The sequence below is a fragment of the Rhodococcus aetherivorans genome (assembly GCF_011058165.1).
GTDB lineage: Bacteria > Actinomycetota > Actinomycetes > Mycobacteriales > Mycobacteriaceae > Rhodococcus > Rhodococcus aetherivorans.
Map to the genome: position 1 here is coordinate 67,505 of NZ_JAALEG010000018.1, position 12,070 is coordinate 79,574.

Sequence of the window (12,070 nt, forward strand, 5' to 3'; positions counted from 1 at the left end):
GATGAGGCTTGTCGAACGTCGGTACGCTGCCCACCTTGCCTCAGGGTGGACCGGATCGCGCGCCGGCAGAAGTGCCGAAGGTCTCTCGTGTGGTTGCACCGGAGCCGGTGCCGGAGACGCGGTACGTTTCACTCGGGCTATCCGGGAATGGGGTGACATGAGCACGAACGGGCGAGGCTCGGAATCCGGGAGACAACCGACGGTGGTCGTCGCCGAGACGACGACACCGATCGAGCGCAAGCTGATCGCGAGCTGGCTGCGGTCGGACCGGGTGCCGAAGGAGTACCGCGCCGACGGACCGGTCGAGGAGATGGAACTCGACCCGCGCCGGCTCGCGCGCGATCTCGTGAACCGGGACGACGATCCCCTCGTGCTCCCCGTCGGGGTGGTGTGGCTGCCGGAGGCCCGGGACGGCGAGCGCCGGGTCCGGTTCTCCGACGTCGTGGCGCTGACCAACCCGCGCAGTCCGAACCGGCTCCTGCAGAAGTGGCTGGTCGGGCGGTCCCCCGACCGGTATCGGATCGTTCTCGCCGAGCCGGCGCGGCTGAGCGAGCTGCGGGCCCGGCACCTGGCCGAGGACGGCGATCCGGCACCCGAGTCGTTCGCCCGGTTCGTGACGCACCGCGCGGTGGTGGGCCTCGACCGGGCCGAGCGTGCCGTCATCGGCGACCGGTACAAGGTGCCGAGGCTGGTGGCGGAGCAGATCATGGATTCGGCGTCGTTCCGGCGGCGGCTCGACGCGATCAGCACCGAGCACAACATCGCGCCCGAGGAGGTCCGGTTACGAGCGACGTCCGCCCTCGGGGAACTCGTCGCCGTCCAGTCCCGGCTGGTGACCGACCTGTTCACCGAGATGATGCGCCCGCTGCACTCCGCGGCGTGGACCGTGCACGCCGACGAATCCGGGCTGCGGAGCCTGCGCGACGTCAACCGGCGGTATCCGCTGGTGTTCCTGCCGTCGCACCGGTCCTACGCGGACGCGTTCGTGCTCGGCGACGTGCTGGCCCGGAACGATTTTCCGCGGAATCACCTCATGGGTGGCGCCAACCTGACGTTCTGGCCGATCGGCCCGATCGCCCGGCGCACCGGCACCGTCTTCATCCGCCGTAGCTTCGGCGACGACGCCGTCTACAAGGCGGCGCTCGAGGAGTACTTCGCGTATCTGCTGACCAAGCGGTTCAACCTCGAATGGTATTTCGAGGGTGGCCGCACCCGCACCGGCAAACTCCGCGCGCCCCGCTACGGCCTGCTCAACTATGTGGCCAACGCCATCCGGAGCGGCCGGGTCGAGGACGCGATGCTCGTGCCGGTGTCCATCACCTACGAGGGGCTCGCCGAGGTCGCGGCCGTCGCGGCCGAACAGACGGGCGCCCAGAAGAAGCCCGAGGGCCTGGCCTGGCTGGCCCGGTACGCGCGCAATCAGCGGCGCCGTGCGGGCAACGTGTACGTGCGGTTCGGCGAACCGCTGTCGATGCGCTCGCAGCTCACCACGAGCGGGGATCCCGAGCTGTCCGGGGAGCCGGCCGAGCCCGGGAGCGAGCGCAGCCGCAAGGCGCTGCAGAAGGTCGCGTTCGAGGTGGCCGTGGGCATCAACTGCCACACCCCGGTCACGGTGAACTGCCTGGTCACCCTCGCTCTGCTCGGCGTCCGGGACCGGGCGCTGACCCTGGACGAGGTGCGGGCGGTGATCGCGCCGGTGCGCCGGTACATCGACGCCCGCGGGATACCCCAGGGCGAACTCGGCGTCCTCGACATCGAGGGCGGCCTCGCGAACGTCCTCGCCTCGCTGAGCGATGCCGGTGTGGTCACCACCTACGCCGGCGGGGACGAGCCGGTCTACGCGATCCAGCCCGGGCAGCACCTGGTCGCGGCGTTCTATCGCAACAGCGGCGTGCACTGGTTCGTCAACCGTGCCCTGATGGAGCTGGCCATCCTCCACGCGCACGCCAATCCGGGCCTCGACCCGGTGCGGGCGGCGTGGGAGGAGGCCAAGGCGGCGCGCGACCTGCTCAAGTTCGAGTTCTTCTTCCCCGACCGGGACCGGTTCGAGGCCGACATGCGCGACGAGATCGCCCTGCTGATGCCGTCCTGGCGCAACGCCTTGCCGGACGTGGAACTCGCGCTGGCCGCGCTCCTCGAAACCGGGTTCTTCATGGTGCACCGAGCTCTGCGGTCCTTCTTCGACGCGCAGCTCGTCGTCGCCGAGCGGCTCGCGCGGCGCGACCCGTCCCTGCAGGTCGACCGCAAGGCGTTCCTGGACGAGTGCGTCGCGGTCGGCCGGCAGATGCTGCTGCAGGGCCGGCTGTTCGGACCCGAATCGGTCTCGTCGGAACTGTTCACGACGGCGTTACAGCTTGCCGCCAACCGCGGGCTGCTGGAACGTGGGGGCGAGGAGATTCGGCAGAAGCGGGAGGAGTTCGCGGCACAGCTGCTGGCGGTGGGTGAGCGGGTCCGGCTCGCCGAGTCTCTCGACGTATCCAACAGAAAGGCGGAGCGGTGATCCTCGAGGAAGCGCTCGAGCGCGTGCGTACCGGGCCGAAGGGTCCGGAGATCGCGGCATTCTTCGACTTCGACGGCACCATCGTCCACGGCTTCTCCGGTCTGCACTTCTTCCGCGACCGGTTGCTCGCCGGGAAGGTCGGCGCCGCCGAACTCGCCGCAACCATGCTCAACGGCCTGCGCGGCCACGACACCGAGGCGGACTTCGAGCGGTTCGTCGCGGTGGCGTTCAAGGCGTGGGGCGGGCACACCGAGGAGGAGCTGTACGAGATCGGGCGCCGGCTGTTCGCCTCCACGATCGCCGGCCACATCTATCCCGAGGCGTGGCAGCTCATCCGGGCGCATCAGGCGGCGGGGCACACGGTGGTGATCGCGTCCTCGGCGTCGCGCTACCAGATCCAGGCGACGGCGGATGCGCTCGGCGTCGAGCACGTCCTATTCAGCCCCCTCGAGGTGCGCGACGGGGTGCTCACGGGCCGTGTGGACGGGAAGTCGTTGTGGCGCAGCGGTAAAGCGCAGGCCGTAGTGGCGTTCGCGGAGGCGAACAACATCGATCGCGAGCAGAGCTACACGTATTCCAACGGGGGCGAGGACGCCGACTTCCTCGCCACGATGGGCAATCCGACGCCGACCAATCCGGACCGGAACCTCGAGCGCACCGCCGCCGAGCAAGGCTGGCCGATCCTGCGATTCAGGCCGCGCGGAACGCCGGGCACCAAGGAGGTGATCCGCACCCTCGCGGCGTACGGCGGGCTGTTCGGCTCGGTGTGGACGGGCGTCGGCCTCGGCCTGCTCAACCGCAACAAGAAGGTGGCGCTCGACTCGATCGCCACCCTCACCGGCGAGGTGCCCCTCGCGCTCGCCGGCATCGACGTGAACATTCGGAACGAGGCCAACGCCTGGTCACATCGCCCCGCGGTGTTCATCTTCAACCATCAGAGCCAGCTCGATCCGGTGATCATGGCGCGGGTGCTGCGGCACAGCTTCACGGGGGTCACGAAGAAGGAGATGGCCAGCGACCCGCTGTTCGGGCTGGTGCTCCGCTTCGTCGGTGCGGCGTTCGTGGACCGGGCCAACACCGAGCAGGCGAAGGCCGCACTCGGTCCTGTGGTCGACACGCTGCGCGAGGGCACCTCGGTGATCATCGCGCCGGAGGGCACCCGCTCCCTGACCCCGGAGATCGGCCGGTTCAAGAAGGGCGCGTTCCACATCGCGATGCAGGCGGGCGTGCCGATCGTGCCGGTGGTGATCCGCAACGCCGGGGAGGTGCTGTGGAAGCACTCCACGGTGCTGCGGCCGGGAACCGTCGACGTGGTGGTCCTCGATCCCGTCGACGTGAGCGACTGGACCCTCGAGGAGCTCGGCACACGGGTCGCGGAGGTCGAGGACCTGTACCGGAAGACGCTGGCGAACTGGCCCACGACCACATGACCGATGCGGGTGAGAACGGGGGCGCGTCCGTGGGCGAACACGACCACACCCCGAGCCACGGAAGAGACAACGGCAACGGCAACGGCAACGGCAACGGCAACGGCAACGGCAACGGCGGAATGTCGCCGACCCGGCGCCGGCGCCTCAAGTGGCTGCTCGGCCTCGTGCTCGTCGTCGTCCTCACCGTGGAGGTCGTTCTCGTCTGGCCGGAACTAAAGACCAGCGTCGGCAGCCTCGGCGACCTGCGCTGGTGGTGGGTGGGCGCGGCGATCCTGGCCGCGCTGACCGAGATGTCGAGCTTTGCCCGGGTACAGCGCACCCTGCTGTCCGCGGCCGGGGTCACCGTGACGCAGCGCCAGTCCCTGTCGGTGGCGTACGCGGCGAACTCGATGAGCGTGACCCTGCCCGGCGGACCCGTGGTGGCCACCACCTTCACCTACCGGCAGATGCGCAAGTGGGGGGCCAGCCCCGTCGTCTCCACCTGGCAGCTGGTGATGGCCGGTCTGCTGCAGGCCGCGGGCCTGGCGCTGCTCGGTCTGGTCGGCGCGCTGCTCGTCGGTGCCACCACCAACCCGTTCTCGCTCATCTTCTCCCTCGGCGGATTCGCGGCGTTCGTGGTGCTCGTGCAGTACGCGGCAAGCCGGCCGGATGCGTTCGAGTCGATCGGCATCATCGCGCTGCGCGGCGTGAACCGCCTGCGCAAGAAGCCCGCGCGGGCCGGCGCCCGCGCCTGGAAGCGGATCGTGGCGCAGCTCCAGGCGGTCCAGCTCGACCGCACCCACGCCGCGCGCGCGTTCGGCTGGTCGTTGTTCAACTGGCTGTGCGACGGTGCGTGCCTCGCCTTCGCCGCGTACGCGATCGGCGGCAAGCCCAGCCTGGCCGGCATCGCCGTCGCGTACGCCGCGGGTACCGCCGCCAGCCGCGCAATCCCCCTCCTGCCGGCCGGGCTCGGGGTGATGGACGCCGTGCTCGTGCCCGCGCTGACGGCCAGCGGGATGACCGGCGCGCAGGCCCTGGCCGCCGTCGTCGTATACCGGCTCGTGAGCTTCCTGATGATCGCGTCGATCGGCTGGGTGATCTTCGCCCTGCGCTACCGCGGCGCCCCGCCGGACGAGGAACCGGGTCCGGAACTCGACAAACTGTGGCGGGACTGAGCTCCGCTCCGACACACCGCGTCCGCCCTCCCGGATCAGCCGCGAGGCAGCCGCGGGGGCGCTAGCGTCGACAGTCTGTAACCGAGGAAAGGTACGTCAGTGACAGAGGACGCAGCGGTGCGCAAGAGAGAGGTCTGGTCCGGCCGGTCGGTGTTCATTCTCGCCGCCATCGGCTCGGCGGTCGGGCTGGGCAACATCTGGCGTTTCCCGTACATCGCGTACGAGAACGGCGGCGGTGCGTTCATCGTGCCGTATCTGGTGGCCCTGCTGACCGCGGGCATCCCGTTGCTGTTCGTCGACTACGCGATCGGTCACAAGTTCCGCGGGTCGCCGCCGCTGGCGTTCCACCGCCTCAAGCGCGCGACCGAGAGCCTCGGCTGGTGGCAGGTGGGCATCTGCTTCGTCATCGGCGTGTACTACGCGGTGATCATCGCGTGGGCGCTGCGCTACACGTTCTTCTCGGCCACGCAGGCATGGGGCGACGACGCGGAGACCTTCTTCCTGCAGGACTTCCTGCAGATGAACGCGGACGCCACGTTCGGCCTCGACTTCGTCCCGGGCGTGGCGTGGCCGCTGCTCGGGATCTGGCTCGTGGTGCTCGTCATCCTGGGTCTGGGCGTGCAGCGCGGCATCGGCGCGGCGAACCGGTTCTTCGTGCCGTTGCTGCTGGTGCTGTTCGCCGGCATGGTGGTGCGGGCGCTGACCCTCGACGGCGCCGCCACCGGTCTCGACGCGTTCTTCCGGCCGGACTGGTCGGCGCTGACCGACACCGGGGTGTGGATCTCCGCCTACGCGCAGATCTTCTTCTCGCTGTCCGTCGCGTTCGGCATCATGGTCACCTACTCGTCGTACCTCAAGCACCGGACCAACCTCACGGGCTCCGGTCTCGTCGTCGGCTTCTCGAACTCGAGCTTCGAGATCCTCGCCGGAATCGGCGTGTTCTCGGCGCTCGGCTTCATGGCACAGGCGCAGGGCGTCGCCGTCGACGAGGTGGTCAGCGGCGGTATCGGGCTGGCGTTCATCGCGTTCCCGACGATCGTCTCGGAGATGCCGGGTGGTTCCCTGTTCGGCCTGCTGTTCTTCGGCTCGCTCGTCTTCGCGGGTTTCACGTCGCTGATCAGCATCATCCAGGTGTGCGTGTCGGCCGTCGAGGACAAGACCGGCCTCACCCGCGTGCCGGCGGTCCTGATCGTCGGTGGCGTCGCAAGCGTCACCTCGCTGCTGCTGTTCCCGACCACCACCGGCCTGAACACCCTCGACGTGGTCGACCGCTTCGCCAACCAGTTCGGCATCGTCGGGGTCGCCTTCGCGACGCTCGTGGTGCTCGCGTGGGGGCTGCGCCGGCTGCCCGAACTGCAGGACCACCTGAACTCGGTGTCGTCGTTCCGGGTAGGCCTGCTCTGGCGGGTCTTCGCCGGCGTCCTCACACCCATCGTGCTCGGCTACATGCTGATCAGCGAGATCGTTGATCGGAGCCGGGAGGGCTACAACGACCTGCCGGATGCACTCGTCATGACGTTCGGGTGGGGCGTGCAGGCGCTGGTGATCGTGATCGCGGTGGCATTGTCCTTCGCACCGTGGGGCCTGACCGACGCCGAGCTGGCGCATACCGAATCGACGGAAGCGGGAGAGAGACTGTGAGTGGATCTGCGATCGGGATGATGCTCGTCGCGCTGGGGCTGGTGTGGGGCGGTCTCACCGTCAGCCTGCTGCATCTGCGCCGGAATCCGGACGAGACGTCGGGGCAGACGCCGGTTGAACCCCACCACGACTGAAATGTCCGGTCTCGAACCGGCCACAACTCGTTTCGTTTGAATAACGCCACGCCGCGCCGGACTGGCCGGTCTGTTCTTCCTGTGGTCTGCTAGATCCCACCAACACCATGAGTCACACGAGTAACACCAGACCCATGGGTCTCCGCCCCGGAGCCGTCGCACGACTCCGGGGCGGGGGGTGTTCCGGTTCCGACCACGTACAGGAGCGAAGCATGACCACCAGGACCACCCGGCGCAGGCTGCGCCGGCTCACCGCCGCAGCCTCCCTCACCGTGGCCGCTGCTCTGGCGCTGCCGACCGTCGCGGCCGCCGAACCCCCCGCGGACCCCGCAGTCGCCGCGGCGCCGGCGCCCGACCCGCTCCTCGGCGCCCTCGAGACGCTCCGGGCCCAGCCGGGCGCCGATGCGCTCGCGCTCGCCGCCGCCGAGGCCATCGGCTCCGCCCGCGGCGGTGCCACCGACGTCGCCGAGAACTCGCCGCTCTCCGCCTACGAGGACGCCGTGGAGTTCCTGCGCGGCCTCGGCATCGAACCGTTCCTCTACCCCACCGGCGCGCCCTTCTGCACCGAGGGCGGCAGCCTGCCGCTCGGTATCGCCCCCGCCGTCGCCGGCGCGGCTCCCGGCCCCTGGCCCAACCTGAACATCCCGATGGTCGGTCCCGTCAATGCCGTCGATCCCGGCGAAACCCTGTTCGCCTTCGTGCCCATGGGCGTCGAGAAGGACAGCGGGAACACCACCGGCATGCAGGTCGCCTGGTTCAACGTCAACACCTTCCAGGGCGGATTCGTGCCCATGGGCACCATCGCCGAGGCCGCAGCCCTCGCCGTTCCCGGCGGCCTGCCCGAGTTCGCCAAGCCCCTCGTCGCCGCCGCGGTACAGAACTTCTTCGCCGGCGCGGTCCCGCTCGGCGGAGTCCGCGCGGCACCGGTCGCGACCGGCTCGGGAACCGTCCTGGCCGCCGTGTTCGGCACGGTGCAGAACGGCGAGACGTCGTGCTTCTTCCTCCCGACCGTGGGCATCGTGGAGGTTCCCGCCTGATCCGTCGTGTCCGGGGCGCGCATGCGCGCCCCGGACGCGACGGCCGCGTCAGCCGATCGCCTGCAGCTTCTCCAGCCGGTCGAACACGAGCCGCACCACGCTGTCCATGTGCGCCATCACCTGATCCGCCGTGGCCCGACCGGCGGCCCAGCTCACCAGGTTCGACATCCACACGTCCGCGATCACGTGCACCGCGTTGAGGAGCTGCTCGCTGACCACCTCGACCCCGGCCGCCCGGGCGTACATCCCGGTGATGATCGCTCCGAGCCGGTCGAGCTCGGCCGACGACGAGGCGTCCGCGAACATCGCCGCACGCACGAGCGCGTCGTAGAGGTTGTGGTCGCTCTCGAGCCGGCCGATGTAGCCGTGCAGCACCGACATGATCCGTTCGTGAGCCGAGTCGCCGGGGATGTCGGTGTCGCCGAACCTGTTGCTCAGATCTTCGAACAGCAGCACCATCGCCACCACCAGCAGGTGGTTCTTGGACGGAAAGTAGCGGTACACGGTGCCCAGCGCCACGCCCGACCGTTCGGCGACGGCACGCATCTGGACCGCGTCGTATCCGCCCTCGGAGGCCAGTTCCTTCGCGGCCTCGATGATCCTCAGGTAGCGGGCGCGCTGGGCCGGCTTCAGGTCCGCGCCGAGAAGCGAAGCGGACCGCGCCTTCGTTCGGGATGCTGCACTCGGCTCCGCCATCGTCCTCACCTTTCGTACGCCTGCCCGCCAGCGTAGTGCGCCTTCCCCGGGCCGGCGCCGGGACCTGACCGAAAAAATGGACAGGTGTCTGGAACGGGTTCCACCAATCACTAGAACGCGTTACAGTTGCGGGGACCCGACAAGTAGGGAGGCAGCTTCCGTGCGTCACGGCATCACCCTGTTCACCAGCGATCGCGGTATCCGGCCCGAGAGGGCCGCCCGAGCGGCCGAGGAACGCGGCTTCGACGCGTTCTACGTCCCCGAACACACCCACATCCCCGTGCGCCGCGAATCCGCACACCCCGGCACCGGCAACGCGACGCTGCCCGACGACCGGTACCGCCGCACGCTCGACCCGTGGGTCGCCCTCGGACTCGCCGCGGCCGTCACCTCGACCATCAGGCTGGGCACCTCGGTCGCCCTGCCCCTCGAGCACGACCCCATCACGCTGGCCAAGACCGTCGCGACCCTCGACCACCTCTCCGGCGGGCGCGTCGTCCTCGGCGCGGGCTTCGGCTGGAACGCCGAGGAACTCGCCGACCACGGCGTACCTCCCGGCAAGCGGCGTACCGCCCTGCGCGAATACCTCGAGGCGATGCAGGCGCTGTGGAACGAGGAGGAAGCCTCCTACGACGGGCAGTTCGTCTCGTTCGGCCCGAGCTGGGCCTGGCCCAAGCCGATCCAGCAGCCCCGCCCACCGGTGCTGATCGGCGCGGGCGGCACCGAGCGCACCTTCGCGTGGATCGCCCGCTCCGCCGACGGCTGGATCACCACCCCGATCGAACGCGACATCGACGACAACGTCGAGCGGCTGCGCGCCACCTGGGCCGAGGCCGGCCGCGCCGGCGCCCCGGAGATCGTCGTCCTCGCCGGCCGGCCCGACCCCGCCAAGCTCCAGCAGTGGCGCGACCTCGGCGTGACCGAAGCGATGTTCGGCCTGCCCGACCGCTCGGAGGACGAGATCCTCGCCTACCTGGACAAGCTCGCCGCCACGCTGGAACCGACCCGCTGACGGTCACGACCGAGAAGGAAACACCTCCATGACCACAGCTCCCTTCCGCCCGCTCCGTGCCGCAGAGGTCACCGCCTGGGACCACGAAGCCGACGTCGTCGTCGCCGGCTACGGAATCGCCGGCGTCTCGGCCGCCATCGAGGCCGCGCGGGCCGGCACCGACGTGCTGATCCTCGAACGCACCGGCGGCTGGGGCGGTGCCGCCTCCCTGTCCGGGGGAATCGTCTACCTCGGCGGCGGCACCCCGCTGCAGCGCGAGCTCGGGTTCGAGGACACCCCGGAGAACATGAAGAGATTCATGCTCGCCGCTCTCGGCCCCGGCGCCGACGAGGCCAAGATCTCGGAATACTGCGACGGCAGCGTCGAGCACTACCACTGGCTCACCGACAACGGAGTGGTCTTCAAACCGGCGTTCTGGGGCGAGCCCGGATGGGAGATCCCCGGTGACGACGGTCTGATGTACTCGGGGGGCGAGAACTCCGCGCCGTTCAACGAGATCGCCACACCCGCCCCGCGCGGCCATGTGCCGCAGATGAGCAACAAGCGCACCGGTGAGCAGGGCGGCGGGTACATGCTGATGAAGCCGCTCGCCGAGACGGCAGAATCCCTCGGCGTGACATCCGTCTTCGACATCCGGGCGCAGCGGCTGATTGTCGACGACACGGACCGGGTCGTCGGGATCGCCGCCAAGAAGTACGGGAACGAGGTCTTCGTGCGGGCGCGGCGCGGCGTCGTGCTCACCACCGGCAGCTTCGCCTACAACGAGGCCATGGTCACCTCGTTCGCCCCGCAGCTGATCGGCCGCCCGGGCGCCGCGATCGAGGAGCACGACGGCTGCTCCATCCGGATGGCCCAGGCCCTCGGCGCCGACCTCGCGCACATGAACGCCACCGAGGTGGCGTTCTTCGCCGACCCGCAGCTGATGGCGCGCGGCATCCTCGTCAACGGCCGCGGCCAGCGGTACGTTCCCGAGGACACCTACCCGGGACGCATCGGGCAGCTCACCCTCCTCGAGAACGACAACCAGGCGTACCTGATCATCGACGAGGCGGCATACGAGGAAGGTTGCACGACGACGAGTTCCACCCCGTACTTCCGGTTCCCGCCGAAGTGGGCGGCGGAGACCGTCGCCGAACTCGAATCCGACATGGGCCTGCCGGAGGGCACGCTGCAGGCCACCGTCGAGGTGTACAACCGGCACGCCGCGGCCGGCACCGATCCCGTCCTCGGGAAGAAGCCGGAGTGGGTCACGCCGATCGGCACCCCCGTCGCGGCCCTGGACCTGCGCAACTGCACCGCGGGCTTCACCCTCGGCGGCCTGCGCACCACCGTGAACTCGGAGGTCCTGCACGTCTCGGGCGAACCGATCCCGGGCCTGTTCGCCGCGGGCCGGTGCACCTCCGGCGTGTGTGCGGGGGGCTACGCGAGCGGCACGTCGCTCGGGGACAGCAGCTTCTTCGGCCGTCGCGCCGGCGTCGCCGCCGCCGCCGAGAACTGAGCGTTCCCGAATCCCGTTGTGTGGCCGAATGTCACATGGGTTCAATCGAATCGAACCCATGTGACATTCGGCCGGTTCGGGGTGCTCAGAAGCAGGTCGGCCGGGAACGGCACCGGGCCGGTGACGATCATGAGCGGACCGGCCGGATTCCCGAGGTCCTTGAAGCCGACGCACGCGGGACCGCCCTGCCATGCACCCGGACTGAGCAGCGAGGTCGTCACCGAGAACACGCGGTCTCCGTTGTTGCCCCATCCCGTTCCCACGGCGTCGGGCAGATCCGGGATCAGATCCTTCGCGAGCGCCTTGACGAGAATCCTTGTGGTACCCGGTGATCCGGCACCGAGAAACAGCGCGTCGGCGACGATGCGCTTGCGTTCGAGTACCACACCGTCCATGGAGATCCGGTCCGTATGCGCGATCCACGTGCCGTCCCGTCCGCGCTCGATGTCGTTGACCCGGTGCAGCGTCTCGATGCGGACGTGACCCGTCGCCTCGGCCTCCGCCAGGTACGTCACGTCGACGGAGAACTTGCCGCCGTTGTTCACGCCGTAGATCAGGTCGCCGTTGGTGTACGACGGCGCCAGTTCGCCGGCCAGCTCCCGCCGGGCGAACTCCCAGTCGATGGGCATCGGCACACGGAGTGGCTCGAAGCCCTCCTCGGCGACCCGGTCGAGGAATTGCCTCGACGAGCGGTAGCGCTCGTGGTTCAGCAGATCGTCGGGGATGGTCTGCAGGCGCAGCGTCCGCGCCACGCGGGGAAAGTGTTCGGTGGCGAGCAGGTCGTAGTCGATGCGCGACGACACACTCTGCGCGAAACGCTCACCGTCGGGCTGCAGCGTCATCCCTTGGTAGAGAAGGGAACTGCCGCCCACCCTGACTGCACGCAGCCACCCGAGCGAATGTATCGCTCACCTCTTCAGGCCGACAGAACGATACATTCGCTCACCTGGGGGCGCGTGGGGGTGGGG

At 69.5% G+C, this 12,070-nt stretch carries 10 protein-coding genes; 8 read left to right on the forward strand and 2 right to left on the reverse strand.

The features are described 5' to 3' along the window. The first annotated feature begins 157 nt into the window (after window positions 1-157). The 6 genes from G6039_RS10340 (at window position 158) to G6039_RS10365 (ending at window position 7,896) form a co-directional block, all read left to right on the forward strand. A complete protein-coding gene (locus tag G6039_RS10340) occupies window positions 158-2,500 on the forward strand; it encodes a glycerol-3-phosphate 1-O-acyltransferase (protein ID WP_043799842.1) in 2,343 nt (780 codons plus the stop codon). Continuing rightward, window positions 2,497-3,930 (forward strand): HAD-IB family hydrolase, encoded by a 1,434-nt coding sequence (locus tag G6039_RS31225; protein ID WP_043799840.1) that lies wholly within the window; start codon window positions 2,497-2,499, stop codon window positions 3,928-3,930. Before G6039_RS10340 ends, G6039_RS31225 begins: the two co-directional genes overlap by 4 nt. Further along, a complete protein-coding gene (locus tag G6039_RS10350; RefSeq protein ID WP_006946969.1) occupies window positions 3,927-5,084 on the forward strand; it encodes a lysylphosphatidylglycerol synthase transmembrane domain-containing protein in 1,158 nt (385 codons plus the stop codon). The genes G6039_RS31225 and G6039_RS10350 overlap by 4 nt, the downstream gene beginning before the upstream one ends. Before the next feature lie 99 nt (window positions 5,085-5,183). Further along, entirely contained in the window at window positions 5,184-6,725 is a 1,542-nt protein-coding gene (locus tag G6039_RS10355; RefSeq protein WP_006946971.1) for a sodium-dependent transporter, read from the forward strand. After that, on the forward strand, window positions 6,722-6,859 hold the full coding sequence (locus G6039_RS10360; protein ID WP_072634473.1) for a methionine/alanine import family NSS transporter small subunit: 138 nt from the start codon (window positions 6,722-6,724) through the stop codon (window positions 6,857-6,859). Before G6039_RS10355 ends, G6039_RS10360 begins: the two co-directional genes overlap by 4 nt. A gap of 212 nt (window positions 6,860-7,071) precedes the next feature. Then, on the forward strand, window positions 7,072-7,896 hold the full coding sequence (locus tag G6039_RS10365; protein WP_006946975.1) for a hypothetical protein: 825 nt from the start codon (window positions 7,072-7,074) through the stop codon (window positions 7,894-7,896). Between the two features lie 48 nt (window positions 7,897-7,944). Here the strand turns inward: G6039_RS10365 and G6039_RS10370 are convergent, their stop codons facing one another. Next, on the reverse strand, window positions 7,945-8,592 hold the full coding sequence (locus G6039_RS10370; protein WP_006936229.1) for a TetR family transcriptional regulator: 648 nt from the start codon (window positions 8,590-8,592) through the stop codon (window positions 7,945-7,947). Between the two features lie 160 nt (window positions 8,593-8,752). On the opposite strand from G6039_RS10370, the gene G6039_RS10375 reads away from it, so the two are divergent. Further along, window positions 8,753-9,604 carry an LLM class F420-dependent oxidoreductase gene (locus G6039_RS10375; RefSeq protein ID WP_006936230.1) on the forward strand — a complete coding sequence of 284 codons (852 nt, stop codon included), beginning with the start codon at window positions 8,753-8,755 and terminating at the stop codon, window positions 9,602-9,604. Between the two features lie 28 nt (window positions 9,605-9,632). Continuing rightward, entirely contained in the window at window positions 9,633-11,102 is a 1,470-nt protein-coding gene (locus G6039_RS10380; protein ID WP_006936231.1) for an FAD-dependent oxidoreductase, read from the forward strand. A 41-nt stretch (window positions 11,103-11,143) separates the two neighbouring features. On the opposite strand, the gene G6039_RS10385 is transcribed toward G6039_RS10380, so the two are convergent. Further along, the gene (locus tag G6039_RS10385) at window positions 11,144-11,944 is read right to left on the reverse strand and encodes a hypothetical protein (protein WP_235194063.1); all 801 of its coding nucleotides are present in this window, start codon (window positions 11,942-11,944) and stop codon (window positions 11,144-11,146) included. Between the last annotated feature and the right edge of the window lie 126 nt (window positions 11,945-12,070).